Here is a 25,918-nt window from a genome sequence, read left to right on the forward strand (position 1 = left end):
GGCTCCCTCCCCAGGCAGCGTTGTGCGCCTTCGATCATGCGCAGGGGGAGGGGTCCGGCGCCGCAGCACGTGACGTGCGCTACACGCCAACCTGCAATGGTCTAGTCCACCCTCATTCAGCGGGGTGCTGGGCGGCCACCCAGGCGGCCACCTGGGAGCGCGAGGTGAGGCTGAGCTTGCCGAGGATGTGCGCGACGTGGCCCTCGGCGGTGCGGCGCGCCATCACCAGCCGCTCGGCGATCTCGCGGTTGGTCAGGCCCTCGGCGACCAGCGTCGCGATCTCGGTCTCCCGCCGGGTGAGCCGGACCCCGTCGGCGTCCGGGTCGGCGGGAGCCGGCGTACGGCGACCGACGGCGAGCGCGACCGCCTCGTCGAAGCGCAGCGCCGCTCCCTCCTCGAAGGCCCGGGCGAAGGCGAGCTCGCCGAGCGCCTCGCGGGTCCGGGCCAGGCATCGGTCGTGGTCCTCGTGGAGGTGGCCGAAGAGGGTCGCGCCGATCGAGTCGAGGGCCGACTCGACCGCTCCCAGCAGCCGCGCGGCCTCGGCGGCGTGCCCGGCCTCGGACTCCGCCCACGCGACGACGGCGAGCGACATCGCCATCCCCATCCGGTCGCCGAAGGGCTCCTTGAGACGCAGCACGTCGCGCGCGTAGGTCCGCGCGCGGGTGCCCCGACCCAGCCGCCACTGCACGAGCGCCTGGACCCAGCGGGCCATCGCGGCGCACCAGCGCTCGGAGGCCGCCTCGCTCAGCGCGATGCACTCCTCCGCGCGGGCCATGGCCCGGTCCGGGTCGTCGAGGGCCGCGTGCACCGTGGCGACCTGGACCAGCGCCAGCGGGACGCCGAAGGGGTCGGTGCCCTCGCGGTGCAGCTCGAGGGCCTGCTCGAGCAGCGGCAGGGCGGCGGCGGGCTCGCCCCAGAAGGCCGAGGCCAGGGCGAGGCCGTGCAGGGAGTGCGCGCGCCAGGTCGCGTCGCCGGCCGCCGTCGCGGTGGCCAGCGCCTCCTTCAGCAACGGCCGGCCCACCTCGATCTGTCCCTGCAGGACCGCCAGCCGGCCGGCCACCTCGAGCCCGGCCGCCCGGGTCGCGCTGGCCGCGTCCTGGTCGCCGAGCTGCGCCAGCAGCCGCTCCACCCAGGCCCGCCCCTCGCCGAAGCGGCCGACCATGACCCAGTGGTGCTGCATCGCGCAGGCCATCCGCAGGCCCTCGGCCGCGTCGGCCGGGTCGTGGGCGAGGCGCTCCAGGGCCGAGCGCAGGTTGTCGTGGTCGGCGCGCATCCGGTCGAACCAGTCGACCTGCGACGGCCCGAAGAGCTCCCGCGCGGCCAGCGCCGCCCGCTCGGCGTACCAGTGGCGGTGTCGCTCGGCGTGCCGGGCCGTGCCGCCGGCTTCGGCCAGCCGTGCGGCGCCGTACTCGCGGAGCGAGTCGAGCATGTGGAAGCGGGCCGCGCCGCCCACGTCGGACGGCTCGCGCACGAGCACCGACTTGGCGACCAGCCGGTCGACGACGTCGGGCAGCGCCTCGCCCGGCAGGTCGTCGTCGCACGCCACGGCCTCCAGCGCGGCGAGGTCGAAGCCGCCGCTGAAGACCGACGTGCGCGCCCACGCCATCCGCTCGCGCGGCTCGAGCTGGTCGTGGCTCCAGTCGAGCAGCGCCTGCAGTGTCTGCTGCCGGGGCGACGCCGCCCGGCTGCCCCGGGTGAGCAGGGCGAAGCGGTCGCTGAGCCGCTCGAGGATCTGCTCGACGGTCAGCGACCGGACCCGCACCGCCGCCAGCTCGATGGCGAGGGGCATCCCGTCGAGGCGGCGTACGAGCTCGGCGAGCGCCTCCTGGTTGTCCGCGGTGACCTGGAACGACGACCAGCTGGCGGCTGCCCGGTCGACGAAGAGCCGGACCGCGTCGAAGTGCATCAGGGCCTCCGGCGACGCCACGCCTTGCCCGGGCATCGGCAGCGGCGGCACCGGCAGCACCAGCTCGCCGGGCAGCGCGAGCGCCTCCCGGCTGGTCGCGAGGATCCGGAGGGCGGGGCAGGCGTCGAGCAGCTCGGCCGCCAGCGCCCGGGCCGCGTCCTGGACGTGCTCGCAGTTGTCGAGGACCAGCAGCAGGTGCCGCTCGCGCAGGTGCGCGACGAGCCGCTCGGTCGGGCTGCCGGCCGCGGACCGGAGCCCGAGCGCCGCCACCACCGTGTCCGGCACCAGCTCGGGGAGGGGCACGGGGGCCAGCTCGGCCACCCAGGCCCCGTCGGCCAGGCGGCGTTCCTGGTCGGCCGCGGCACGGTAGGCCAGTCGCGTCTTGCCCATCCCGCCGGGCCCGAGCAGGGTCACCAGGCGGTGCGAGGCCAGCCCGCTGCGCACCGAGGCGAGCTCGTGCCGCCGTCCCACGAAGCTCGACAGCTCCGCGGGCAGGTTGCTCCGACGTTCCGCGGCGGTGGCGCCCATCCCGCGTCCAGCGTAGTCGCGCGCGGATGCCGTGAGCCTCGTCGGCCGGGTCAGGGTTCAGCGCGCTCCGGAGGCGGCATCCGCGCGGCGCCGCTGTCGGGTGGCCAGCGCGACGGCGCCCCAGCCGATGCCGGCGAGGAGGGGCATCAGGACCGCCAGGGCGAGGTGGAAGCCGGCGTCCTCGTGGTTGACGACCCAGTCGGACCACAGCATCGCGAGTCCCGCGCTCGCCCACAACACGGCGATCCACGCATAGGGCAGGCGACGGCTCGCCGCGATCGCTCCGGTCACCGGCGGGGCGGCGAGGACGAGCGGGATGAAGAGCGGGTCGATCCAGCCGAGCTCACCGACCAGCTGACCGAGCAGCGCGGCCATGGCCAGGGACGAGAATCGGGACATTGCGGACCTCCTGGGGTCGGGACGAGGGCCCAGACTGCGTCCCGGGGCGGCGCCCGGGCATCGCTCCACGGAGCGGTTTCCGCGACCTCACCCCGGAGAGCGAGACGCGGCGTACTGTCCGGGCATGGGTCTGCGGACGCCTCACACCCCGGCCACGGCCGACCTCGTCCTCGCCCTGGCCGTCACGTTCGCCAGCCAGGTCGAGATCTGGGCGCCGCGGTGGATGCCGGGCGTCGGTGAGGTGACCGGGAGCAGGCCGCTGCTGGCCGCGACGACGATCCTGATGACGGTGCCGCTGGCCCTCCGCAGGAGCGCGCCGCTCGCCGTGCTGGCGACCGCCCTCGCGGCCGCGGCGGTCCAGCGGGTCGTGACCACCCCCACGGAGGGCCTCGCGCCGCTGGCCGCGCTCCTGGTCGCGGTCCACGCCTCCAGCGCGTACGCCGGAACGGCCCGGGCTGCCGCCGGGGGAGTGCTGACGGTGGCCGGATCGGCGTTCCTCGGCAGCAACACCGGCGACCACGTGTTCATCGCCCTGGTGCTCGGCGCGGCCTGGCTCATGGGATTCGTGGTGGGCCAGCGGTCCCAGCAGGTGGCCGAGCTCTCCGAGGACAACCGCGAGCTCGCCGCCCGGCTGGCCGAGGCCGCGGCCAGGCTCGAGGAGGCCACGCACCACGACGAGGTCGGTGTGCCCGCGGGGCCCGGGCTCGCGTCGTTGACCGCCCGCGAGATCGAGGTCGCGCGTGCGATGGCCTGCGGCCTGTCGAACGCCGAGATCGCCGCTCGCCTGGTCATCAGCGAGTGGACGGTCAAGACGCACGTGGCGAGCATCCTGCGCAAGCTCGGCCTGCGCGACCGTGCCCAGGTGGTGGTGGCGGCGTACGAGTCCGGCCTGGTCGTCCCGGGAGGGTGGGGGGCCCGGGACGACCAGGCAGTCGAGGGGTCCGGCTCCTAGTTCGTCACCTCGAAGAGGCCGTGCGCCCCGCGCTCGGCGTCGGTCATCACGTGCGAGACGAAGGGGTAGTGACCCGGCTCCGGGAACGTCATCTCCACGAAGCCGCCCTGGGCCGGCATCAGACCGAGCGCCTGGCTGCCCCCGCTGCCGGTGGCCCCACTGTCACCGCCACCGCCGAGCAGGTAGGCCCCCTCGGAGTAGACCGTGTCGAACTGCGTGCCCACGACATGGAAGGCGGTCGCACGGCTCGGGCCGGCGTCCAGCACCCACACCCGGACCCGCTCGCCGACCTTGGCGGGCAGCGGGAAGTGGTCGTACTGGCGGGGGTAGCCGTTGAAGTCCACGGTGTCGGGGACCCCGGCCATCACCTTGTCGGGATCGGCGCTGCCACCCTGCGGGCCGAAGTACTGCTCGGACTGCAGCACGACGTAGCTCCGGTCGACCTTGGGCAGGTCCGGCGGCTCGATGACCACGGCGCCGAACATGCCATTGGCGATGTGCACCGACATGGGCATCGAGGAGCAGTGGTACATCCAGATCCCGGCCCGCTCGGCGGTGAAGCGGTAGACCACGGACCCGCCGGGCGGGATCGGCTTCATGACGGTGTCGGGAGCCAGTGACCCGGCGTGGAAGTCGATGCCGTGCGCCTCGGTGCCGTGGTTGACCAGGGTGACCTCGAAGGTGTCGCCGACCTGGCCGTGCAGCACCGGTCCGGGCATGGTGTCGCCGAAGGTCCACACCTTCTGCTCGACCCCGGGCGCCACCTCCTTCGTCTCCTCGTTGATGGTGATGGTCGACTTGCGCACCTCGCCGTGGGCCAGCGGCTGCAGGGGCGGCAGCACCGCGTCGTACGGCGTGAAGTCCGGGCCGGGATCGGCCATCAGGTCCATGTCGTCCGCGGCCGACCCGTCGTGGCCGGACATCGCGGCCATGTCGTGGCCCGACATCGCGCCGTCGTCGGAGGAGGCCCCCCGCGGCACGACCTCCAGCTCCATGCCCATCTGGCGGTGCCCGCTGATGGAGCACCAGCCGTGCAGGGTGTGGTCGACGACCCCGACGTCCACCTGCGCCGACTGACCCGGGGCCAGCCGCTCGCTGTGGGCGCCGTTGTCCAGGACCAGGTCGTGGACCATGTCGTCGTCGTCGTTGCGGAGGTTGATGACCAGCCGGTTGCCGGCGGGGACCTCGATGGTCGGCAGGGAGTAGCGCATGTGCTGCATCGACACGTCAACGTACGTCGTCTTGCCGGTGCCGGCCTTGCCGGTGAGGCCCATGGCGGTGCCGGCGGCCACGACGACGACCACCAGGAAGAGGGCGAGGAGGACCGCCGCCCCCTTCGTGCCCAGCCGCTTCGCGACCGCGCAGCGAACGCGGAGGAGCCGACCGATCACACGGAGCCCCAGGGGTCCAACCCGGCGCTCGGACGCGGTTCGAGCCGCGCCACCTGCGCGGCGAAGGCCTCCATGATCGACTGCATCTGTGCCGTCGCCGCCTGGGCGAAGGTCCGCACCTGGTCGACGTCGCCGCCCAGCGGCGCCTCCAGCTGGGCGTAGCCCGACGACGGGCCCGGGCCGGTCCGCATCACCATCGCCTGGGCGTCGCGCAGGGTCCGCTGCGCGGTCTGCATGGCCTCCTCGATGATCTTGCGCTCCTGCTCGCGGGCCTGGCCCAGCCGCTGCCGGGCCTCCCGGCTGACGTCCTCGACCATCTCCTCGGCGACCAGCTGGGCCTGGCTGAAGAGCTCCACGACCTGGTCGTTGACGCGCTCCTCGGCCGGGGTCCGGTCGGCGAGCTCGCGCAGGGGCCCGATCTCGGCCTGGAGCCGGTCGAGCTCCGCGCGGAGCCGGTCGTTGTCGGCCTGGAGCTCCTGCATGTGCCGCTCGGTGCCCTGCACCTGGTCGGCCAGCAGGTCGAGGTAGTCACGCACCTCGTCCTCGTCGAGGCCGCGCAGCCGGCGCGAGAACCCCTCGTTGCGGATGGCGGTGGGCGTCTGGTGGCGCTGCCAGGCCTGCTCGGTGTTGGTCTTCACTGCTAACTCACCTGCTCGTTGAGGGCGGCGTCGGCGTTCTGCTCGCTCGCGGCCGCGTAGTAGAAGTGCTCGTACTTGATCTGCTCGGTCGGCATCCCCGCAGCGGTCAGCTGCTCGAGGGTGTGGGCGACCATCTGCGGTCCGCCGCACACCATCGCCGTGCGTCCGTTGAGGTGCTGGCGCGACGCGATCGAGCCGACCTTGCCCCGGGTGCCCGGGAAGGACGGGTCGTCGGAGACGACCTCGGTGTACTCGAACCACGGTCGGTCCTTGGCGAGCTCGCGCAGGACCTTGCGGTCGTAGAGGTGCCAGGGCATGCGTACGCCGTGGAGCAGGTGCACCCGCGGGGCCGCACCGAAGCGCTGCCACTCGCGGTCGATCTGCTCCAGGACGCCGCGCAGGGGCGCCAGGCCGGTGCCGCCCGCGACCATCAGGAGGTCGGTCGGGTCGTTCTCCGGACGGGTGAGCCGCTCACCGACGGGTGCGCCGAGCTTCACCGTGTCCCCGGCCTTCAGGGACCGGGTCAACGCGGTGCTCACCTGGCCGCCGTCGATCTGCTGCACGTGCAGGTCGATGGACCAGTCCTGGCGCGGCGCGTTGGCCGGGCTGAAGTAGCGCCACATCCGGGGCCGTTGCGGGATCTCCATCGACAGCGACTGGCCGGGCAGGAACTTCAGCTCGCGCTTCGGCTGGAGCCGGACCAGGGTCAGGTCCATCATCCGTCGCTCGACCTTGACCACGTCGGCGTCCCAGAAGTCCGGGGTGGTCTCCTGCGACATGTCGGCCGCCTCGACCATGATCCGGGCGATCACCTGGTAGGCCATCGCCCAGTCGGCCGCGAGGTCCTCGTCCCACGCGTCCCCCAGGAAGTGCTGCAGGGTCGCGCACAGCGAGACGCCGACGGCGTTGTAGTGCTCGGTGATCACGCCGTACTTGCGGTGGTCGCGCGCCAGGTGCTGGAGGAAGGCCTCGTCGGTCTCGATCTGGTCGACGTGGCTGACGACCCGGCCGAGCGCGCTGACGAGCTTGTCGCGCTGGTTGGCCATCGAGAGCGGGAACATCGACCGCACCTCGGGGTGCGCCAGGAACAGGTGCGAGTAGAAGTACAGCGGCACGGCGTGCCCGTGCTTCGTCACCTCGTCCCAGCTGCGCTGCAGGGCAACTGTGTCCATGACCGGGGCCTATCGGTCGTGTCCGGTCGGCCCCTCGATGCCGACGGGTGGCCCCCAGGTGGACCGTGCGTGCTCCCTGCGATGGACGGCATCGGCCGTCGCGAAATACATGGACAAGGGTTTCCCTCCCACTTGTTCGACCCCCGTCTCCCGCGGCCTTGATACCCGCGAGTCCGGGGCTCAAACCTGGTCTTCTGCAAACGTGCCGAGGTGTCCTCCGGAGCGGACGCGCGCGCCCGATCTGCGTCGCTCAGCGGGCAGTCGGGCCGACGCGACCCAGGTCTGGACCGCACCCAAGATCATTGCGATCGAGGACGCGGGAGGCGGCCGGGGTCACTAACGTCGTGCTGATGCGTCCCCGCACGACAGGAGCCGTTCGATGCGTCGCTGGGCCGAGTTCGTGCTGCGGCACCGCAGGTGGGTCGGGGTGTTCTGGCTGCTCGTCCTGGTGGCCGGCGGCGCGTCGGCGAGCCGGACGAGTGACCGCCTGACCGTCGACTTCTCGCTGCCGGGGCAGCCGGGCACCGAGGCGACCAGCCTGATCGTGCAGGCCGTGCACAACGGCGGCAACACCACGCCGATGCTGGCGACGGTCACGATGCCCGAGGGCCAGACGATCACCGGCCACGAGGACGCGGTCGCGCAGGCGTTCGCGGCCATCGAGCAGGGCGTGCCGGACACCCGGGTCGTCGACGAGGCCAACACCGGGGACACGGCGTTCCGGACCGACGACGACCGCACGGCGTACGCCATGGTCTTCTACCCCTTCCCGCAGACGTTCGACGCGAAGCCGCCCACGGAACCGATCCGTACGGCGGTCGAGGGGGCCGTGCCGTCCGGGGCCGTGGTGGGGGTGACCGGCATCGACGCGCTCGCGATCGGCGACGACTCCGGCGGTCCCGGGGTGCTGACCGAGACCCTCCTCGGCGGACTGGGTGCGCTCCTCGTGCTGGCCTTCGTCTTCGCCTCGATGCTGGCGCTGCTGCCCCTGGCGGTCGCGGCGGTGTCGATCCTGGCGACGTTCCTGATGCTGCTGCCCCTGACCTACCTGACCGACGTGTCGTTCATCGTGCAGTTCCTGGTCGCGCTGGTCGGACTGGGCGTCGCGATCGACTACTCGCTGATCCTGGTCACCCGGTGGCGCGAGGAACGCGACCACGGCAAGGACAACCACGAGGCGGTCGTCGCGGCGATGGAGACCGCCGGGCAGGCCGTGCTCTTCAGCGGCCTGACCGTGGCGATCGGTCTCCTCGCGCTGATCGTGCTGCCGGTGCCCTTCATGCGCAGCATCGGCATGGGCGGCGCGCTGATCCCCTTCGCCAGCGTGATGGTGACGCTCTCGCTGACCCCCGCGATCCTCGGTGGCATCGGGCCGCGCGTGGACTGGCCAAAGATCCGCCACGAGAACAAGGCGAGCAAGGGCTGGACGAAGTGGGCCCGCCTCGTCGTACGCCGTCGCGTGGCCGCCCTCCTCGTGGCCCTGCTGGCGCTCGGCCTGCTGTTCGTGGCGTTCCTCGGCATCAAGATCGGCGCCGCCTCCTCCGACTCCCTGGCCCAGAGCGGCCCGGCGGTGACCGCGCTCCACACCCTCGAGGACGGCGGCATCACGACCGGGGCGCTCACGCCCATCGAGGTGCTGACCGAGAGCGACAAGGCGTCGTCGGTCGCGGCGGAGCTCGGCAAGATCCAGGGCATCGACGCCGCGCTGGTGTCGACCGGCGCGACGAGCACCGCCGACGGCCGGACCGTGGTGGTGCTGATCCCCGACGGCGAGACGGTCAACTCCCGCAGCGTCGAGGTGGTGCGGCGCGTCAAGGACGCCGCCGACGGCATGCCGGGCGTGCTCGGGGTGGCCGGGCTCGGCACCGCCCAGGTCGACTTCCTGCACGCGGTCTACGGCAACTTCCCGCTGATGCTCTCGTTGATCGCGCTGCTGACCTACGTGCTGCTGGTGCGCGCGTTCCGCTCCCTGCTGCTGCCGCTCAAGGCGGTGATCCTCAACCTGGTGTCGCTCAGCGCCGTCTACGGCGCGATGGTGCTGTTCTGGCAGGACGGCCACGGCTCCGACGCGCTCTTCGGCATCTCCGAGACCGGCGCGGTGACGTTCTGGGTGCCGCTGATGGTCTTCGCGTTCCTCTTCGGGCTGTCGATGGACTACGAGGTCTTCATCCTGGCCCGGATCCGGGAGGAGTACGACGCGGGGCACCCCACCGACTCCGCCGTCATCGAGGGCATCGGGCGCACCGGCCGGCTCGTCACGAGCGCCGCGCTGATCCTGTTCCTGGCGTTCGCGGCCCTCGCGTCGGGCCCGGGCACCGACCTGAAGGTGATGGCGACCGGCCTCGGCTTCGGCATCCTGCTCGACGCGACCGTCGTCCGGTCCCTCCTGGTGCCGTCGCTGGTGTCCCTCTTCGGCCGGTGGAACTGGTACCTCCCCGACGGTGTCGCCCGCCTCCTGCGGGTCGAGCCGTCGCACGCCCACGCCGAGCGGCCGGACCCTTCCACGTTCTCGCAGGTGGGGAAGTAGCGGTTCGGCCCCGTCCCGGCTTCCGCCACGCTCAGCGGGACGCGGCCAACGCCTCGCCCTCGGCGAAGAACGCCTGCAGGTCCGGGATCTCCGACAGCGGGTGGGCCGCACCGAACGGCGCGTTCCAGAACGGCCCGGTGTGCCGGTCCGGCTGCCACGGACCGACGTAGGCGTAGGGGACGCCGAGGAAGTCGTCGCCGGGGGAGACGCCGTAGTTCACCTCGTCGCGCGTGATGCCCAGGTCGAAGTGCTCGGGCCAGAGCACCTGCTCGAGGTCCGGGGCGAACGCGGCCATGGCCTCGGCACCGGCGCGGAACCCCTCCGCGATCTCGGCGGCCGCCGACGTGTCGAGGCGGAGCGGGTGGTCGGCGGTCAGGCCGCAGCCGCCGGAGTAGACGTCGTCCAGGGAGTGCGGGACCACCCCGGCGTCGGCCCCGACCTCGGCGACGGTGCGCCCGTCGAGGGGGACCGCCCAGCCACCGACGACCAGGGACGTGCCCTCCACCCTCGCGGAGGGCTCGGCGACGGTGCCGAACCCTCCGGGTGTGACGCGCAGCCTGATCGTCCCGCTCACGACGTGCTGCGGTCCGGCGAGCAGCAGCTCGGCGACGGCGTGGAGCGACAACCGGGTGGTCTGCACGATGTCACCGTACGGCGGCTCCGGCGTTGACCATGCCCGCGCCGTAGGCGTCGGCGAAGCGGATCGGGTGCCGGAAGTCGAGGTGGCACCAGCCCGTCGGGCACGGCCCGGAGGTCGTCGAGTCGGCCTTGTTCGCCGGGTCGTTCGGGCCCGTCAGGTTCACCATGTTCGTCCGGGCGGTGGCCCGGAGCTTCGCGAGCAACCCGTTCGGGTCGCCCTGGAGCTCGGGGTGGGCCGCCAGCGTCAGCGCGGCGACGCCCGTCGCGTTGGGCGAGGACATCGAGGTGCCCTGCAGCCACCCGAACGCCGCGCCGTTGACCTTGAAGCAGGCGAAGGTCAGGAAGCTCGCGAGGGACGGGTCCTGGCAGATCTCCCCGTTGGCCGTCAGCGCGCCGAGCGTGCCCCACCCGCCGTAGAGGATGTCGCCGGCGCCGCCGTCGTAGCGAGGGATGTTGAACTTCCGGGCGCCACCGGGGGCCGCGAGGTCCACGCGCGAGCCGTAGCTGGAGTAGTAGGTGAGCTGGTCACGGGCCCCGACCGCCGAGGCCGGCCACTTGATCGCCGGGTCGACCGAGGCCGGTTGCGGGGCGATCGCGTTGTTCGTGGCCGAGACCATGACGACCCCGGGCACGCCCGCCGGCACCTCGAGGAGGCCGCGGTAGTCGTTCTCGGCGACCGAGGTCCCGGGGATGATGTCGGCGATCCCCTCGGGTCCGCTGTCGACCTGGCCCACCCCGGCCAGGCCGTTCCAGGTGGTCCGGTTGACCCGCACGTGCTCGTTGCCGGCGGAGGCGAAGATCGCCGTACCCCGCGCGCGGCAGTAGTTCGCGGCGTCCACCCACAGCATGTAGTCGTCGGCGTTGAGGACCGGGTCGTCGTAGCCGCCGATCGACATGTTGATCAGGTCGGCGTCGGCGTCGCAGGCGCGGATCATGCCGTCGACGATCCAGGTGGTCAGGCCGCCGCCCAGCGTCGTCGACAGCGTCTTGAAGCCCATGACCGTCACGTTGGGCGCGACGCCGTTGGAGGCGAAGCCGTTGACGGCGCCGGCGATCCGGCTGCCGACCCACGTGCCGTGGCCCTCGGTGTCTCCGCTCGAGCAGTCCTTCTCACCGAGGCCCGGGCCGAACTGCCGGGTCAGCACGTTGCACGGGATCGTGTTGGCCGAGTCCTGGCCGTCGTAGTTGGCGGCGAGCTCCTTGTGCGAGCCGTCCAGGCCGCTGTCGACCACCGCCACCCGCACCGTGCGGTCGCCCAGGGTGGTGGCCCAGGCGGCCGGCACGTTCATCCGGTTGTCGTCCCACTGGAGGATGCCCTCGGGGTTGGTCTCGCCCGCGAACGACGACAGGTTGTGCCACGGGTCGGGGACCGGGTCGGTGCCGGGGCTGCCCAGCTGGGGGCTCCCCGTGGTGGCCGCCGCACCCGACGAGTCGGGCTCGCCGACGCTGATCCACTTGTCGAGCCAGACGCTCTTGACCTTCGAGTTGCCCTTCACGTCCGAGCGGAACGCCCCGTTGGTGGAGACCACCGCGAGCGCGCCGATCTTGCTGAGGTCGGTGGTGACGACGCCGCCGCTCGCCTTCACGGCGGCGTACATCTGGTCACGCGTGGTGCCCGGGGCGAACCGGACCACGGTGACGTTCCAGGGGTTCGTCGACGACGTGGGCTGGGCCTGGGCCACGGTGGTGGCGGCGGCCGGCATCCCGATCGCGGCGACGGCGATGGCCGAGGCCAGGAGGAATCTGCGCATGCGCACATCAGAGCACCGGAGCGGGGTCCCTCCATCGCCTCATTTGGGGTGCCTCGGACCGGCCCGCCCGGCGTGCATTTGAGCCACCTGGGCGATTGCCCCCTCCGGCGAACATGGGGAAACTCGAAGGGTCGTCGACAGGGCGTCACCGGTGACCGAGGTCGGCGGTGGGGAGGAAGCGATGGTCGAGCCAGCCACGGCCCCGGGTGCCGTCAGCGCCGCGGACCACGAGCGCCTCCTGCAAGACCACGCCGCCCTCCTGGACCAGTTCGAGGCCGCCAACGAGGTCCTCTCGGCCATGGGGCGCTGGGCCGGCGATCCCGACGCCGTCCTGACCACCCTCGTCGAGAGCGCCCGCCGGTTGTGCTCGGCACAGGCGGCGCACCTCTACGTGCTGGAGGACGGGGTCTACCGGCTGATCAAGGCCGTCGGGCTCAGCGAGGAGTCGATCGCCTACATCGCAGAGCACCCGATGGCGGTGGACCGGGAGACCTTGATCGGGCGGGTCGGGCTGGACCGCACCACCCAGCAGATCGCCGACGTGCTCGCCGACCCCGACTACGGCGCCCACGACCTCCAGCGCGTGGCGGGTTTCCGCACCACCATGGGTGCGCCGATGCTGCTCGACGAGCGGGTGGTGGGGGCGCTCACCGTGTGGCGCGACGTCGTGAACCCCTTCGACGAGCGGGAGATGGCCATCGTCTCCGCGTTCGCGGCGCAGGCCGCGCTGGCGGTCAACGGCGTGCAGCTGGTCCAGCAGCTCGAGGCCCGGAGCGCCGAGCTCGCGCGCAAGGTGGAGGAGCTCGAGGCGCTGCGCGAGGTGGGCGAGGCCGTCAACTCCAGCCTCGACGTCGAGAACGTGCTCGCCACGATCGCCATGCACGCGGTCGAGCTCTCCGGCACCGACGGCGGCTCGATCATGGAGTACGCCGACCGGGACCGCTGCTTCGTGGTGCGCAGCGTCTACCGGACCGAGCCGGCCGTGGTCGAGCGGCTCCGCTCGATCCGCATCGGCCTCGACGAGACGCTCGTCGGTCGCGCCGCCCGCGAGCGGCGACCGCTGGCGGTGACCGACCTGGCCCGGGTCGACCTCGACCCGCACCTCCAGATCCTCTTCGACGACGGCTGGCGGTCGCTCGTCGCGGTCCCGATGCTGCGTGAGGGGCAGGTCGTGGGCTCGCTGATCGTGCGGCGCAAGCGCCCCGGCGACTTCACCGAGGAGGTCCTCGACCTGCTGGAGACCTTCGCCGACCAGTCCAGCCTGGCGCTCGTCAACGCCCAGCTCTACCGCGAGCTGAAGCAGCAGAGCGCCGAGCTGGAGCTGGCGAGCCGGCACAAGTCGGAGTTCCTCGCGAGCATGTCCCACGAGCTGCGGACGCCGCTCAACGCCGTCCTCGGCTTCTCCGAGGTGCTCCTCGAGCGGATGTTCGGCGAGATCAACGACCGTCAGGAGGAGTACCTCCGCGACATCCACGGCTCGGGCCGGCACCTCCTCGAGCTGCTCAACGAGATCCTCGACCTGTCCAAGGTCGAGGCCGGGCGGATGGAGCTGGAGTACTCCACCCTCGAGCTGCGGCCGCTGCTCGAGGACGCCGCGGCCATGCTCCGCGAGCGGGCCGCCGGCCACGCGATCACGCTCACCGTCGACATCGCCGACGACGTCGGCCCGCTCTTCACCGACGGGCTGCGGCTCAAGCAGGTCGTGCTCAACCTGATGACCAACGCCGTGAAGTTCACCGGCGACGGCGGCTCGGTGACCGTGCGGGCGGTGCGCGGCCCGGGCGAGGTCGACATCTCCGTCACCGACACCGGCATCGGGGTCCCCGAGGAGGACCGGGAGCGGATCTTCGAGTCCTTCCAACAGGGTGGGCGCGGCAGCTCGCGGGAGGAGGGCACCGGGCTGGGCCTGACGCTCTCGCGACGCCTCGTGGAGCTGCTGGGCGGCCGGATGTGGCTGGTCACCGAGGTCGGCGTCGGGAGCACCTTCGGCTTCTCGCTGCCCGATCGCACCGGCGGGGCCGTCGGGGCCGTGGGGGCCGGGGACCGGGGCGGGCTCGCCGGGGACGTCGTGGTCATCGAGGACGACCGGCCCTCCCTGGACCTGCTCACGGCCTACCTCTCCGGCGCGGACCTCCAGGTCACCGCGGCCCGCGACGGGCAGTCCGGCCTCGACGCGGTCCGGCGGGTGCACCCCGCGGCCGTGCTGCTCGACATCCGGCTGCCCGGCATCGACGGCTGGTCGGTGCTCGAGGCCCTCAAGGCCGAGCCGGAGACCCGGGACATCCCCGTCATCGTCGTCTCGATCGTCGACGAGCGGTCGCGCGGCGTCGCGATGGGCGCCGCGGCGTACCTCGTCAAGCCGGTGCGCCGCGACGACCTGCTGTCCGCACTGGCCTCGGTGGGCGCGCCGGTGGGGGAGGCGTCGTGAGCGCGGCCCGGATCCTGGTGGTCGAGGACAACCCGAAGAACCTCAAGCTGGTCCGCGACGTCCTGGAGCACTTCGGCTACGAGGTCGTCGAGGCGACGACCGGCGAGGACGGCGTGCGCCTGGCGGTGGAGGCCACGCCCGACCTCGTGCTGATGGACCTCCAGCTCCCGGGCATCGACGGGACCGAGGCGCTGCGGAGGATCCGCGCCGGCGCGGACAACCAGGACGTGCCGGTCGTGGCGGTGACGGCGTTCGCGATGAACGACGACCGCGACCGGGCCTTCGAGTCGGGCTTCAACGGGTACGTCGAGAAGCCGATCAGCGTGCGCGCCCTGCCCCAGCAGGTCAGCGACTTCCTCCGGCTGGGGCGGGCTCCGTGACCGGCGCGGGCGGCGCCCGGGTGCTGGTGGTCGACGACCAGCCGGCCAACATCCGGCTGCTCGAGGCGATCCTCGCGCCCCGCGGGTACACCGTGCTGACCGCCGCGTCCGGGGAGGAGGCGCTCGAGGTCATCGCCACCTCCGACGTCGACCTGGTCCTGCTCGACATCGTGATGCCGGGCCTGGACGGCTACGAGGTGTGCCGCCGGATCCGCGAGCAGGCCGACACGGCCTACCTGCCGGTCGTGATGGTCACGGCCAGCGGCGACGAGCAGAAGGTGCGGGCCCTCGAGGCGGGCGCCGACGACTTCCTGGGCAAGCCGGTCAACCAGAGCGAGCTGCTGGCGCGGGTCGCGTCGCTGGCGCGGATCAAGCGCTACCAGGACACGATCAGGCGGCAGGCCACCGAGCTCGCCGGGTGGAACCGCGAGCTGGAGTCCCGGGTGGAGACCCAGGTCGCGGAGCTCGAGCGGATGGGCCGGCTGCGCCGCTTCCTCTCCCCGCAGCTGGCCGAGCTGATCGTGGACTCCGGCGACGAGTCGTTCCTCGAGAGCCACCGGCGCGAGATCGTCGTGGTCTTCTGCGACCTGCGCGGCTTCACGACCTTCGCCGAGGCGAGCGAGCCGGAGGAGGTGATGGGCGTCCTGAAGGACTACCACGAGGCCCTCGGCGACCTGATCTTCCGGTTCGAGGGCACCCTCGAGCGGTTCGCCGGCGACGGGTTGATGGTCTTCTTCAACGACCCGGTGCGCTGCGACGACGGCCCGCTGCGCGCGATCCGGATGGCGCTGGCGATGCGGACCCGGGTGAGGGGCCTGGCCGAGACGTGGGCGCGGCAGGGGCACGACCTCGCCCTGGGGATCGGCATCGCGCAGGGCTACGCGACGCTCGGCAAGATCGGCTTCGACGGCCGGCTCGACTACGCCGCGATCGGCAGCGTCACCAACCTGGCCTCGCGGTTGTGCGACGCCGCCGAGCCCTGGCAGGTCCTGGTCTCCGAGCGGGTCTTCTCCGCGGCCGGGCCGCTCGTGGTCGGGGAGGACGCCGGCGCCCGCGAGCTGCGCGGCTTCAGCCGGCGGGTCACCACCTTCAGCGTCCGGGGCGTCGACAACTCGCGGACCGTGTCGTGACCGGCGACCTGTGGACCGCCCCGGTCAGCGCTCCTGCGGTGCTCTCCGACCTGTCCGAGGAGGAGCGCTACCGCCGCTTCGACGAGCTGCAGGCCCGGATGGCCGGCGTCTGGGACGCGATGCGGCTCAACCACGACGACGAGTCGGTGGTCGTGGTCCCCTCGATCACGCTGGACCGGGCCGTCGCCGCGAGCGGGAGCCTGACGCAGGCCTACGAGGAGCGCTTCCTCTTCCTGCTCGTGCTGCTCCGCCAGCCGCGGCTCCGGATGGTCTACGTGACCTCGATGCCGATCGCCCCCGAGATCATCGAGTACTACCTCGCCCTGCTGCCCGGGGTGATCCCGAGCCACGCGCGGGCCCGGCTCTCGCTGGTGAGCGTTAACGACGCGTCCCCGCGGTCGCTGAGCGAGAAGCTGCTCCAGCGGCCCCGGCTGCTCGCCCGGATCGCGGCGATGGTGCCCAACCCGGCCCGGTCGCACCTGCTGCCCTACAACACCACCGAGCTCGAGCGGGACGTCGCGCTGTCGCTCGGCATCCCGATGTACGGCGCCGACCCCCGCCTGGCCCCGCTGGGCAGCAAGAGCGGCTGTCGCCGGATGTTCGCGGAGATCGGCGTACCCCATCCGCTGGGCGTGGAGGACCTGCGCACGTTCGACGACCTGGCGGACGCCGTCGTCACCCTGCGTGCCGAGCGGCCCGCGATGGACAGCGTGATCGTCAAGCTCAACGAGGGGGTCTCGGGCGCGGGCAACGCGGTCGTCCGGCTGGGTGGGTTGCCCGCGCCCGGGGCCGCGGACGAGCGCGCGGAGGTCGTGCAGCGGCTGCACGCGATGGAGCTGGAGTCCCCGGACACACCGCTCGACGTCTACCTGGCCAAGCTGGCCGAGGGTGCCGGGATCGTGGAGGAGCGGATCGTCGGGGCCGAGCTGCGCAGTCCCAGCGTCCAGCTGCGGGTGCTGCCCGGCGGTGAGGTCGAGCTGCTCTCGACCCACGACCAGCTGCTCGGCGGCGCCAGCGGCCAGAGCTATCTGGGCTGCGTCTTCCCGGCGGCGCCGGAGTACGCCCGCACGATCACGCGGCACGCGGAGTCGATCGGGCACCGGCTCGCGCAAGGCGGTGCGCTCGGCCGGTTCGCCGTCGACTTCGTGGTCGTGCGCAGCGTGACCGGCGAGTGGACGGCGTACGCGATCGAGCTGAACCTGCGCAAGGGCGGCACCACCCACCCGTTCCTGACGCTGCAGTTCCTCACCGACGGGCGCTACGACCCGGGCACCGCGCTGTTCCTCACCCCGCGCGGCCACGAGAAGCACCTCGTCGCCACCGACCACCTCGAGTCCGAGGAGCTGTGCGGCCTGGTGCCGGCCGACCTCTTCGACATCGTGGCGCGCCACGGGCTGCACTTCGACCCGTCGCGGCAGGTCGGGATCGTCTTCCACATGATCAGCTGCCTGACCGAGCACGGCCGGATCGGCCTCACCGCCGTCGGTGACACCCCGGCCGAGGCGGACCGCCGCTATCGCGACGCGCAACGGATCCTGCTGGAGGAGGCACGCCTGTCCCTCCGGGAGCCGGCGCTCCCCGGATGAGGGCCGAGGTGCTCCGGGTCTGGTACGTCGCCTACGGGTCCAACCTCGGGCTCGCCCGGTTCCGCTGCTACCTCGCGGGCGGTCGGCCGCCCGGTGGCTCCCGCATCCACGCCGGCTGCCGGGACCCTGCCGATCCCGCCGAGGTGGCAGCCCTGGAGGTGCCCGGTGGGCTGGTGTTCGCGGGCGAGTCCGGCGTGTGGGGCGGCGCGATGGCCTTCTACGACCCGCACGCACCGGGCCGGGTCGCCTGCCGGGCCTACCTGGTCACCGCGGAGCAGCTCGCGGACGTCGCGGCGCAGGAGATGCGGCGACCTCCGGGCGGCGACTTCGCGCGCGACCTGTCGGGGATCCTCGCGGACGTCGAGTCCGTGCACGCGATGGGGCCGGGGCGCTACGAGACGATCACCCGGCTGGGGGACCGGGCCGGGGCGCCGATGTTCACCGTGACCCACCACGACGCCGGGGGACTGGATCCCGCGGCGCCGAGCGTGGCCTACCTGCGCAGCATCGCGGCGGGTCTGCGCGAGGCCCACGGCTGGGACGCGGCCCGGATCGCGGCCTACCTGGAGCCCGCTCCCGGGATCGCTGCCGGCTGGAGCAGGGAGGAGCTGACGGCGCTCGCGGGCGAGGGCGCGCCACGGTGACCGGCGTACGCTCGGAGATGAGGCTCCGGGCCCATGGAGCCCGCGGAGGTCGCCATGGATGCGCTGCTGTTGACGCTCGGTTCCCTGGGGGTGCTGGCGGGTGTGGGCTGGGCGACCAGCGTGCGCGTCGTCCAGCAGATCGAGCGCGGTGTGGTGTTCCGGCTGGGCCGCGCCCAGGACGACGTACGCCGCCCCGGCCTCACGTTCCTGGTGCCGGTCGTGGACCGGATGAAGCGGGTCAACATGCAGGTCGTGACCATGCCGGTCCCCGCCCAGGACGGCATCACCCGCGACAACGTGACGGTGCGCGTCGACGCCGTCGTCTACTTCCGGGTGGTCGACCCGATGCGGGCGGTGATCCAGGTCCAGGACTACGTCTTCGCCATCTCGCAGGTCGCGCAGACCTCGTTGCGCTCCATCATCGGCAAGAGCGAGCTCGACGACCTGCTGTCCAACCGTGAGCGGCTCAACCAGGGCCTCGAGGTGATGCTCGACAACCCCGCGGCCTCCTGGGGGATCGAGATCGACCGCGTGGAGATCAAGGACGTCGCCCTGCCCGAGACGATGAAGCGGTCCATGTCGCGCCAGGCCGAGGCCGAGCGGGAGCGCCGGGCCCGGATCATCACCGCCGACGGAGAGTTCCAGGCCTCACAACGGCTCTCGGAGGCCGCCGCGGCCATGGAGTCCACGCCCGCCGCGCTGCAGCTGCGGCTGCTCCAGACCATGGTGGAGGTGGCGGCCGAGAAGAACTCCACGCTGGTGCTGCCCTTCCCCGTCGAGATGCTGCGCTACTTCGAGGCCGTCGCGACCGGCGTGCCCGCTGCCCAGCGGGTCGACGGCGTCGCGCACGAACACGGGTGATGCACGGGTGGCCACCGGCGTGGCACGCTCTCCCCACCACGCAGCTGACAGGGAGCCGACACGGAGGAGCGACCCATGAGCGAGGCCACACCCGACCAGGACGCCCTGGCCCAGCGCCGCGCCGAGCTGCGTGCCGCCCACCTCGTCCCCGTGGACGACCGCCCCGCCTCGACGGCCCGCGGCCTGCACCACACCGCCCTCGTCAGCAGCGACGTCGAGACGACCATCCGCTTCTACCAGGACGTGCTCGGCTTCCCGCTGACCGAGCTGATCGAGAACCGCGACTACCCCGGCTCCTCGCACTTCTTCTTCGACATCGGCAACCAGAACCTGCTGGCCTTCTTCGACTTCCCGGGCCTCGACGTCGGTCCGTACGCCGAGGTGCTGGGCGGCCTGCACCACCTGGCCATCTCGGTGGACCCCCAGCGCTGGGAGCAGCTCGTGGCGCGGCTCGACGCGGCCGGGGTCGAGCACGAGGTGCACAGCGGGGTCTCGGTCTACTTCCGCGACCCCGACGGCGCGCGGATCGAGCTGATCGCCGACCCGCTCGGCGAGATGTACGGCCACCACGTCCTGTAGTCCGAGGAGACGGCGGTCGACAGCAGCCGGCGTGGGGCTCAGCCGGTCAGGCTCGTCGGCGACCCGCGCAGCAGGTCGATGGCGTCGCGCTCGACCAGGATCGGGACGAAGTCGCGGATCCGGTGGCCGTCGAACTCGTGCAGGGCACCGCGGACGACCCAGTCGATCGTCTCGGGTGTCGTGTCGGGGAAGCGCGTCCGCAGGCGCGCGGAGACCTGCGCGACGGCAGTCTCCTCGAGGGTCGTGGCCTCGGGGGTGGCCATGCTGTCCATGCCCAGAAGTGAACACCGCCGGCCCCGACTCCACCAGACCCCGTCTCGGCCATCAGCGGGTGGTTGAACCGATCCTCGCCCCGCCCCGTAGGACAGGTGAGGAGGTTCCACCATGACCACGAAATCACTGACCACCCCGTCTGTGGCCGTCGCCTTCACGACGGCGCTCCTGCTCGCCGGGTCCGGTGCTGCGGTCACGAGCTCGGCCGCTGACCCCGCCCCGGCCCGGCTCGTGACCGTGAAGACGCTGCAGGCGCAGCTCGGCCCGGGCGGCGACCCCGACGGCTCGGGGGAGGCGCACTTCCGGCTGATCATGTCCACCTCGAGGGTCTGCGCCAACGTCGAGTGGAGCAACATCGGCACCCCCGACGCCGCGCACATCCACAAGGTCAAGGACGGCAGCATCGTCGTGGACCTGACCGGCTCGGTCACGGGCGGCAAGCACTGCGCCCACGCGTCGAAGGCGCTGATCACCCGACTGCTGGACCACCCGCGGCGTTACTACTTCAACGTCCACAACGCGACGTACCCCGCCGGGGCGATCCAGGGGCCGCTCCACCACTGACCGACGACAATGGTCATGACGGCAGGAGGTCGGTTGGCCGCGAACCAGGTCGAGCTGATGCAGCAGCTGCACGACGAGCACGCAGCCGCGCTGTGGGGCTACTGCGTGCGCCTGACCGGTGACCGGACCCGCGCCGAGGACGTCGCCCAGGAGACCCTGCTCCGGGCGTGGCGCAGCTTCGGGGCGCTCGACGCCAAGCAGGGCTCGGTCCGGGCCTGGCTGTTCACGGTGGCGCGCAACATCGTCATCGACGAGTGGCGCACCCGCAGGACCCGGACCGAGACCGTCGTCGCCGAGCCCCCCGAGCCGGGGGACCCCGTCGACGACACCGACCAGCTGCTGCTCTCGTGGATGGTCGCCGACGCGCTCGACCGGCTCTCGACGGAGCACCGGGCGGTGATCCTCGAGTGCTACTTCCGCGGCCTGCCGGTGGCCGAGGCCGCACGTCGGCTCGGCGTGCCACCCGGCACGGTCAAGTCACGCACGCACTACGCGCTCAAGGCACTGAGGCTCGCACTGGAGGAGATGGGGGTGGAGACATGAGCTGTGGATTCACCGGCCTGGACGGCTCCTACGTCCTCGGCGCCCTCGACCCCGCCGAGGCCCGGGAGTTCGAGGCGCACCTCCCCGGCTGCGCCGCGTGCACTGCCGCCGTCCGCGAGCTCGCCGGCATGCCCGCCCTGCTCGCCCTCGTCGATGCCGACGTGCTCGAGCGCCCGCCGCCACCGCTGCCCGAGACCCTGCTGCCCGCGCTGGTGGCGGCCGCCCGCAGCTCCCAGCGCCGGCGTACGGCGATCGTCGCGCTGCTCGGCGCGGCCGCCGCGGCCGTGGTCGCGGTCGTGCTCGTCATGGCCGGCGCGGTGGGGGACCGGGGCACCCCCGAGGCGGTGCCGACCGGCGAGCCGTCGGCGGCGGTGACCCGCACGATGACCCCGGTCGGCTACGAGCCCCTGCACGCCTCGGTCGGACTGACTCCGGTCGCGTGGGGCACCCGGCTGGACCTGGAGTGCACCTACGAGTCGCTCCCGGACCCGGACACCCGGCCGGGGAGCTACGTGCTCGTGGTCCGCACGCGCGACGGCCACGTCGAGCAGGTCGCCACGTGGCAGGCCCTGCCCGGCCGGACCATGCACCTGACCGGGGCCACGGCCGCGACGCCGGACCAGATCGTGTCGGTCGAGATGCGCACCAGGTCCGGTGCCCCGGTCCTGAGGCTGGTCCTGTGACCCGCCCCGACACGTCACCCCGACCCGACACGACCCCAGGAGGTGGGCGATGAGCCCCCAGGACAGCACCGAACCCACCAGCGGTCCCTCGCGCCGCACCCTCCTGGTTGCCGGCGCCGGCACGGCCCTGGGCGTCACGGTGGTGGCCGGCTGCGGCGGTGGGTCCGGCACCGCCACGGACACCCCCACGCCGTCCGGGGGCGGGAGCGCCGGCCTCGCCAAGGTCAGCGACGTGCCGGTCGGCGGTGCGGTCTCGGCCCAGACCGCCGACGGCAAGCCGGTCATCGTCGCCCAGCCGAAGGCCGGCGACATCGTGGCCTTCTCCGCGATCTGCACCCACATGGGCTGCACGGTCGCCCCGCAGGGCAGCATCCTCAAGTGCCCCTGCCACGGGTCGACCTACGACCTGGCCACCGGCGACAACACGGGCGGCCCGGCGCCGTCGCCGCTGGCGAAGATCGACGTCCTGGTCAAGGGCGGGGAGGTCGTCCAGGCCTGACCTCCCCACCCCGACCTGCGCCCGCCTAGAAGTCGTCGTCGAAGACGACCGACCCGGTCACGCCCATCTGGTAGGCCGAGACCCTGCGCTCGAAGAAGTTCGAGAGCTCCTGGACGTCCTGCAGCTCCATGAAGGCCAGCGGGTTGCGGGAGCCGTAGATCTGCGGGAGCCCGAGCCGCTCCATCCGCCGGTCGGCGACGAACTGGAGGTACTCCCGCATGTCCGCCACCGACAGCCCGGCCACGCCCTGCCCCAGGAGGTCCTCGGCGAACTGGGCCTCGGCGTCGACGGCCTCGACCAGCATCTGCCGGACGTCCGCGGCCAGCTGCTCGTCGAACAGGTCCGGCTCCTCCTGCCGCACGGTGTCGACCACGTCGAAGGCGAACGCCATGTGCATCGACTCGTCGCGGAAGACCCAGTTGGTGCCGGAGGCGAGCCCGTTGAGCAGGCCCCGCGAACGCAGGAAGTAGACGTAGGCGAAGGCGCCGTAGAAGAACAGCCCCTCGATGCAGGCCGCGAAGCAGATCACGTTCAGCAGGAAGGCACGACGGTGCTCCCTGGTGGTCAGGGCGTCGAGCTCGAAGACCTTGTCGATCCACGTGAAGCAGAAGTCGGCCTTGTTCCGGATCGAGGGGATGTTGTCGACGGCGGCGAAGGCCTCGTGCCGCTCGGCCTCGTCGGGCACGTAGGTGTCGAGCAGCGTGAGGTAGAACTGCACGTGCACCGCCTCCTCGAAGAGCTGCCGGCTCAGGTAGAGCCGGGCCTCCGGTGAGTTGATGTGCTGGTAGAGGTTGAGCACCAGGTTGTTCGCCACGATCGTGTCGCCGGTCGCGAAGAACGCCACGAGGCGCGAGACCAGGTGCCGCTCGGCCGCGGACAGCTTCGCGAGGTCCTTGAGGTCGGTGTGCAGGTCGACCTCCTCGACGGTCCAGTTGTTCTTGATGCCGTCGCGGTAGCGCTCGTAGAAGTGCGGGTAGCGCATCGGCCGGAGGGTGAGGTTCATCCCCGGGTCGAGCAGCATCCGGGTCGGACGCGAGTCGGTCGCGGTGCTGGCCTGGGTGTTCTGGTCGGTGGTCACTGGCACGCCTCGCAGCTCTCGGGGTTCTCCAGGGAGCAGGCGAGCGCCGCCTCGTCCCGGACGGGTTCGGTCACGGACACGGTCGCCTGCTGGATCCGGGTGGCCGGTCGCGACCGCAGGTAGTACGTCGTCTTCAGCCCGGACTTCCAGGCGTGGCTGTACATCGAGGAGAGCTTCCCGATGGTCGGCGACGCCAGGAAGAGGTTGAGTGACTGGCTCTGGTCGATGTACGCCGACCGTGCGGCCGCCATGTCGATCAGCGCGCGCTGGGGGAGCTCCCACGCCGTGCGGAACAGCACCCGCACGTCCTCGGGCAGGGACGCGATGCCCTGCACCGAGCCCTCGGCGCGCTTGATCGCCTCGCGGTTCTCGGGCGTCCACAACCCGTGCGCCTTGAGCTCGTGCACGAGGGCGGAGTTGACCTGGAGGAACTCTCCCGAGAGCGTCTCGCGCTTGAACAGGTTGGACACCTGGGGCTCGATGCACTCGTAGCACCCGGCGATCGAGGCGATCGTGGCGGTCGGTGCGATCGCGATCAGCAGGGAGTTCCGCAGGCCGTGCGCGGCGATCCGCGCCCGCACGGCGTCCCACCGCTCCGTCTGGGCCGGCGTCGCGTCCCAGAAGTCCGGCTGCAGCCTGCCCTGCGCGGCGCGGGTCCGGTCGAAGGTCGGGTGCGGACCGTGGCGCTCGGCCAGCTCCGAGGAGACCTCCAGCGCGGTCAGGTAGACCTCCTCCTGGATCCGGGTCGACAGCTCCAGAGCCTCGGGCGAGTCGAAGGGCAGCCGCAGCGCGAAGAAGACGTCCTGCAGGCCCATCAGGCCGAGCCCGATCGGCCGCCACTGCGGGTTGGAGGCCGCCGCCTCGGCGCTGGGGTAGTAGTTCACGTCGATGACACGGTCGAGCAGCGGCACCGCCGTACGCACCGTGGCGCGGAGCTTGTCCCAGTCGACGCCTGTCGGGACCAGGTGCTGGGCCAGGTTGATCGAGCCCAGGTTGCAGACGGCCGTCTCGGAGTCCGAGGAGACCTCGATGATCTCGGTGCACAGGTTGGACAGGTGCACCACGGGCTGGCCGGGGGCCTGGTCGTCCGAGGTCTGGTTGCAGGTGCGGTTGGCGGCGTCCTTGAACGTCATCCAGCCGTTGCCGGTCTGCGCCAGCGTGCGCATCATCTTGGCGTAGAGGTCGCGCGCCTTCAGGGTGCGCACGACGTTGCCCTCCGCCTCGGCGCGCCGGTAGGCCGCGTCGAAGGCGTCGCCCCACAGGTCCACGAGCTCGGGCACCTGGTCGGGATCGATGAGCGACCAGTCCTCGTCGGCCTCGACGCGGCGCATGAACTCGTCGGGGATCCAGTTCGCCAGGTTGAGGTTGTGCGTACGTCGCGCGTCCTCGCCCGTGTTGTCGCGCAGCTCCAGGAACTCCTCGACGTCGGGGTGCCACGGCTCGAGGTAGACGCACGCGGCGCCCTTGCGGCGACCTCCCTGGTTGACCGCGGCCACCGACGCGTCGAGCGTGCGCAGGAATGGCACGATCCCGTTGGACTGACCGTTGGTGCCGCGGATCAGCGCCCCTCGGCCGCGGACGCGCGAGAAGCCGATGCCGATCCCGCCGGCGAACTTCGACAGCTTGGCGACCTGGCCGTAGCGCGAGTAGATCGAGTCGAGGTCGTCGCGGGGGGAGTCCACGAGGTAGCACGACGACATCTGGGTGTGCCGGGTGCCGGAGTTGAACAACGTCGGGCTGCTCGGCAGGTAGGCCAGGCTCGACATCAGCCGGTAGAAGCCGATCGCCTCGGCCGGCGACTCCGACAGGCCGCAGGCCACGCGCAGCAGGAAGTACTGCGGGGTCTCGACCACCTGGCGCGTCCTGGGGTGCCGCAGCAGGTAGCGGTCGTAGACCGTGCGCAGCCCGAAGTACTCGAAGCGGCGGTCGGCGCCCTCATCGATCGCGAAGTCGAGCTTGCGGGCGTTGTCCTTGACGAACCGTGCGGTCTCGTCGCCGATCAGTCCCTCGGCGTGGCCGAGGCCGACCGACTGGCTGAAGGAGGCGATGCCCTGGTTGCGGACCTCCTTCTCGATGTAGCCGGCCAGCAGCCGCCCGGCCAGCCGGGAGTACTGCGGCTCCTCGCTGATCATCTCGGCGGCCGTCTGGATCGACAGGCGGTCCAGCTCGGCGGTCGTGGCGCCGTCGTAGAGGCCCGAGATGGTCTTGGTGGCGACCCGCATCGGGTCCACGTCGGCCAGGTCGTCGGCCACGCGCTCGACGGCGCGGACGATCTTGTTGACGTCGACGGACTCGCTGTCCCCGTTGCGCTTGCGCACCTGCATCGTCGTGCGGCGTGCTTCGTGGGCGGGGGCTGGTGGTGCTGTTTCGGTGACCGTCATTCTCTCTCCTCGCGAGCTCGGTCCGGGACCGGCCAGATGTGCGAGGGGGTGACGACGCCGGCGCGTCGTTCGAGAGCACGCCGTGGAGCCGTCAGCCGTCCCACGCGGCATCGGACCACTGCACCCGGCGGGTGCAGTGCGCTGGCAGGTCTTCGGACTCATGGGCTCGCCGCGCCCGATCACTCGGACTCGACCCCTACTGGACGTCGCTTCCCAGGTCCCGTGAGGGCGACCCAGTGCTTGGTGACGTCGTTCGTTCCCACTCACCGCTGCGGGGCAGTCCCGGTCTCTCACCGGGTTCCCTGTTGCCTCGACGTTCCTGGAGGGAGCGCCGAACCAGCTGCGTGCGCCACCATATGTGGGGCCGGAGGAAATCTCCGGGACTA

23 protein-coding genes and 1 riboswitch are annotated in these 25,918 nt (G+C 72.1%); of the genes, 13 read left to right on the top strand and 10 right to left on the bottom strand.

Annotated elements, in window-relative coordinates:
* Positions 1–112 precede the first annotated feature (112 nt).
* Together EJF31_RS01170 and EJF31_RS01175 are read right to left on the bottom strand one after the other, a co-directional pair.
* Positions 113–2,434 (bottom strand): LuxR C-terminal-related transcriptional regulator, encoded by a 2,322-nt coding sequence (locus tag EJF31_RS01170; protein WP_125035276.1) that lies wholly within the window; start codon positions 2,432–2,434, stop codon positions 113–115.
* A gap of 57 nt (positions 2,435–2,491) precedes the next feature.
* Positions 2,492–2,833 (bottom strand): hypothetical protein, encoded by a 342-nt coding sequence (locus EJF31_RS01175; RefSeq protein WP_125035277.1) that lies wholly within the window; start codon positions 2,831–2,833, stop codon positions 2,492–2,494.
* A gap of 124 nt (positions 2,834–2,957) precedes the next feature.
* Here EJF31_RS01175 and EJF31_RS22080 point away from each other — a divergent pair, with 124 nt between their 5' ends.
* Positions 2,958–3,785 carry a response regulator transcription factor gene (locus tag EJF31_RS22080; protein ID WP_260430566.1) on the top strand — a complete coding sequence of 276 codons (828 nt, stop codon included), beginning with the start codon at positions 2,958–2,960 and terminating at the stop codon, positions 3,783–3,785.
* Here the strand turns inward: EJF31_RS22080 and EJF31_RS01185 are convergent.
* From EJF31_RS01185 to EJF31_RS01195, 3 genes are read right to left on the bottom strand one after another with little or no spacing between them, the layout of a single operon-like run.
* Positions 3,782–5,176, bottom strand: a complete 1,395-nt coding sequence (locus EJF31_RS01185) for a multicopper oxidase domain-containing protein (RefSeq protein ID WP_260430567.1) — start codon at positions 5,174–5,176, stop codon at positions 3,782–3,784. The genes EJF31_RS22080 and EJF31_RS01185 overlap by 4 nt on opposite strands.
* On the bottom strand, positions 5,173–5,814 hold the full coding sequence (locus EJF31_RS21705) for a DivIVA domain-containing protein (RefSeq protein WP_185736099.1): 642 nt from the start codon (positions 5,812–5,814) through the stop codon (positions 5,173–5,175). Before EJF31_RS21705 ends, EJF31_RS01185 begins: the two co-directional genes overlap by 4 nt.
* Positions 5,815–5,816: 2 nt before the next feature.
* Complete coding sequence (locus EJF31_RS01195) at positions 5,817–6,986, bottom strand: globin domain-containing protein (protein WP_125035279.1); 1,170 nt, start codon at positions 6,984–6,986, stop codon at positions 5,817–5,819.
* Between the two features lie 379 nt (positions 6,987–7,365).
* Here EJF31_RS01195 and EJF31_RS01200 point away from each other — a divergent pair, with 379 nt between their 5' ends.
* Entirely contained in the window at positions 7,366–9,513 is a 2,148-nt protein-coding gene (locus EJF31_RS01200) for an MMPL family transporter (RefSeq protein ID WP_125035280.1), read from the top strand.
* 31 nt (positions 9,514–9,544) lie between these two features.
* Here the strand turns inward: EJF31_RS01200 and EJF31_RS01205 are convergent, their stop codons facing one another.
* Complete coding sequence (locus EJF31_RS01205; protein WP_125035281.1) at positions 9,545–10,153, bottom strand: hypothetical protein; 609 nt, start codon at positions 10,151–10,153, stop codon at positions 9,545–9,547.
* Between the two features lie 4 nt (positions 10,154–10,157).
* Positions 10,158–11,903 carry a S8 family serine peptidase gene (locus EJF31_RS01210; protein WP_125035282.1) on the bottom strand — a complete coding sequence of 582 codons (1,746 nt, stop codon included), beginning with the start codon at positions 11,901–11,903 and terminating at the stop codon, positions 10,158–10,160.
* A 181-nt stretch (positions 11,904–12,084) separates the two neighbouring features.
* Here EJF31_RS01210 and EJF31_RS01215 point away from each other — a divergent pair, with 181 nt between their 5' ends.
* From EJF31_RS01215 to EJF31_RS01245, 7 genes are all read left to right on the top strand, one after another.
* Positions 12,085–14,331, top strand: a complete 2,247-nt coding sequence (locus EJF31_RS01215; RefSeq protein ID WP_125035283.1) for a GAF domain-containing protein — start codon at positions 12,085–12,087, stop codon at positions 14,329–14,331.
* Positions 14,328–14,711 carry a response regulator gene (locus EJF31_RS01220; protein ID WP_125035284.1) on the top strand — a complete coding sequence of 128 codons (384 nt, stop codon included), beginning with the start codon at positions 14,328–14,330 and terminating at the stop codon, positions 14,709–14,711. Before EJF31_RS01215 ends, EJF31_RS01220 begins: the two co-directional genes overlap by 4 nt.
* On the top strand, positions 14,708–15,841 hold the full coding sequence (locus EJF31_RS01225; RefSeq protein WP_125035285.1) for an adenylate/guanylate cyclase domain-containing response regulator: 1,134 nt from the start codon (positions 14,708–14,710) through the stop codon (positions 15,839–15,841). The genes EJF31_RS01220 and EJF31_RS01225 overlap by 4 nt, the downstream gene beginning before the upstream one ends.
* On the top strand, positions 15,838–17,427 hold the full coding sequence (locus tag EJF31_RS01230) for a peptide ligase PGM1-related protein (RefSeq protein ID WP_221767415.1): 1,590 nt from the start codon (positions 15,838–15,840) through the stop codon (positions 17,425–17,427). The genes EJF31_RS01225 and EJF31_RS01230 overlap by 4 nt, the downstream gene beginning before the upstream one ends.
* A complete protein-coding gene (locus EJF31_RS01235; protein ID WP_125035286.1) occupies positions 17,424–18,071 on the top strand; it encodes a histone deacetylase in 648 nt (215 codons plus the stop codon). Before EJF31_RS01230 ends, EJF31_RS01235 begins: the two co-directional genes overlap by 4 nt.
* 33 nt (positions 18,072–18,104) lie before the next feature.
* Positions 18,105–18,932 carry a slipin family protein gene (locus tag EJF31_RS01240; protein ID WP_260430568.1) on the top strand — a complete coding sequence of 276 codons (828 nt, stop codon included), beginning with the start codon at positions 18,105–18,107 and terminating at the stop codon, positions 18,930–18,932.
* Between the two features lie 75 nt (positions 18,933–19,007).
* Complete coding sequence (locus EJF31_RS01245; RefSeq protein WP_125035287.1) at positions 19,008–19,511, top strand: VOC family protein; 504 nt, start codon at positions 19,008–19,010, stop codon at positions 19,509–19,511.
* A 38-nt stretch (positions 19,512–19,549) separates the two neighbouring features.
* Here the strand turns inward: EJF31_RS01245 and EJF31_RS01250 are convergent, their stop codons facing one another.
* Positions 19,550–19,783, bottom strand: coding sequence for a three-helix bundle dimerization domain-containing protein (locus tag EJF31_RS01250; protein ID WP_125035288.1), 234 nt, complete (start codon positions 19,781–19,783; stop codon positions 19,550–19,552).
* Positions 19,784–19,895: 112 nt separating this feature from the next.
* On the opposite strand from EJF31_RS01250, the gene EJF31_RS01255 reads away from it, so the two are divergent.
* The 4 genes from EJF31_RS01255 to EJF31_RS01270 are packed head-to-tail and all read left to right on the top strand — an operon-like array spanning position 19,896 to position 22,073.
* Positions 19,896–20,348, top strand: coding sequence for a CHRD domain-containing protein (locus EJF31_RS01255; protein ID WP_125035289.1), 453 nt, complete (start codon positions 19,896–19,898; stop codon positions 20,346–20,348).
* A gap of 15 nt (positions 20,349–20,363) precedes the next feature.
* On the top strand, positions 20,364–20,891 hold the full coding sequence (locus tag EJF31_RS01260) for a sigma-70 family RNA polymerase sigma factor (RefSeq protein ID WP_185736100.1): 528 nt from the start codon (positions 20,364–20,366) through the stop codon (positions 20,889–20,891).
* Complete coding sequence (locus EJF31_RS01265) at positions 20,888–21,574, top strand: anti-sigma factor (protein ID WP_125035291.1); 687 nt, start codon at positions 20,888–20,890, stop codon at positions 21,572–21,574. The genes EJF31_RS01260 and EJF31_RS01265 overlap by 4 nt, the downstream gene beginning before the upstream one ends.
* A gap of 49 nt (positions 21,575–21,623) precedes the next feature.
* Complete coding sequence (locus EJF31_RS01270; protein ID WP_125035292.1) at positions 21,624–22,073, top strand: Rieske (2Fe-2S) protein; 450 nt, start codon at positions 21,624–21,626, stop codon at positions 22,071–22,073.
* A 25-nt stretch (positions 22,074–22,098) separates the two neighbouring features.
* On the opposite strand, the gene EJF31_RS01275 is transcribed toward EJF31_RS01270, so the two are convergent.
* Both EJF31_RS01275 and EJF31_RS01280 read right to left on the bottom strand, forming a co-directional pair.
* Positions 22,099–23,151 (bottom strand): ribonucleotide-diphosphate reductase subunit beta, encoded by a 1,053-nt coding sequence (locus tag EJF31_RS01275; protein ID WP_221767416.1) that lies wholly within the window; start codon positions 23,149–23,151, stop codon positions 22,099–22,101.
* A complete protein-coding gene (locus EJF31_RS01280; RefSeq protein ID WP_125035293.1) occupies positions 23,148–25,532 on the bottom strand; it encodes a ribonucleoside-diphosphate reductase subunit alpha in 2,385 nt (794 codons plus the stop codon). The genes EJF31_RS01275 and EJF31_RS01280 overlap by 4 nt, the downstream gene beginning before the upstream one ends.
* A gap of 125 nt (positions 25,533–25,657) precedes the next feature.
* Positions 25,658–25,888: riboswitch (cobalamin riboswitch) on the bottom strand.
* Positions 25,889–25,918 lie beyond the last annotated feature (30 nt).

This window comes from Nocardioides sp. LS1 (assembly GCF_003865225.1).
GTDB lineage: Bacteria > Actinomycetota > Actinomycetes > Propionibacteriales > Nocardioidaceae > Nocardioides > Nocardioides ginsengisegetis.

Coding starts and splice junctions, on each gene's coding strand:
- EJF31_RS01170 (WP_125035276.1), bottom strand. CDS start 2,434: ATGGGCGCCACCGCCGCGGAACGTCGGAGCAACCTGCCCGCGGAGCTG.
- EJF31_RS01175 (WP_125035277.1), bottom strand. CDS start 2,833: ATGTCCCGATTCTCGTCCCTGGCCATGGCCGCGCTGCTCGGTCAGCTG.
- EJF31_RS22080 (WP_260430566.1), top strand. CDS start 2,958: ATGGGTCTGCGGACGCCTCACACCCCGGCCACGGCCGACCTCGTCCTC.
- EJF31_RS01195 (WP_125035279.1), bottom strand. CDS start 6,986: ATGGACACAGTTGCCCTGCAGCGCAGCTGGGACGAGGTGACGAAGCAC.
- EJF31_RS01200 (WP_125035280.1), top strand. CDS start 7,366: ATGCGTCGCTGGGCCGAGTTCGTGCTGCGGCACCGCAGGTGGGTCGGG.
- EJF31_RS01210 (WP_125035282.1), bottom strand. CDS start 11,903: ATGCGCAGATTCCTCCTGGCCTCGGCCATCGCCGTCGCCGCGATCGGG.
- EJF31_RS01215 (WP_125035283.1), top strand. CDS start 12,085: ATGGTCGAGCCAGCCACGGCCCCGGGTGCCGTCAGCGCCGCGGACCAC.
- EJF31_RS01235 (WP_125035286.1), top strand. CDS start 17,424: ATGAGGGCCGAGGTGCTCCGGGTCTGGTACGTCGCCTACGGGTCCAAC.
- EJF31_RS01240 (WP_260430568.1), top strand. CDS start 18,105: ATGGAGCCCGCGGAGGTCGCCATGGATGCGCTGCTGTTGACGCTCGGT.
- EJF31_RS01245 (WP_125035287.1), top strand. CDS start 19,008: ATGAGCGAGGCCACACCCGACCAGGACGCCCTGGCCCAGCGCCGCGCC.
- EJF31_RS01250 (WP_125035288.1), bottom strand. CDS start 19,783: ATGGACAGCATGGCCACCCCCGAGGCCACGACCCTCGAGGAGACTGCC.
- EJF31_RS01255 (WP_125035289.1), top strand. CDS start 19,896: ATGACCACGAAATCACTGACCACCCCGTCTGTGGCCGTCGCCTTCACG.
- EJF31_RS01260 (WP_185736100.1), top strand. CDS start 20,364: ATGACGGCAGGAGGTCGGTTGGCCGCGAACCAGGTCGAGCTGATGCAG.
- EJF31_RS01265 (WP_125035291.1), top strand. CDS start 20,888: ATGAGCTGTGGATTCACCGGCCTGGACGGCTCCTACGTCCTCGGCGCC.
- EJF31_RS01270 (WP_125035292.1), top strand. CDS start 21,624: ATGAGCCCCCAGGACAGCACCGAACCCACCAGCGGTCCCTCGCGCCGC.
- EJF31_RS01280 (WP_125035293.1), bottom strand. CDS start 25,532: ATGACGGTCACCGAAACAGCACCACCAGCCCCCGCCCACGAAGCACGC.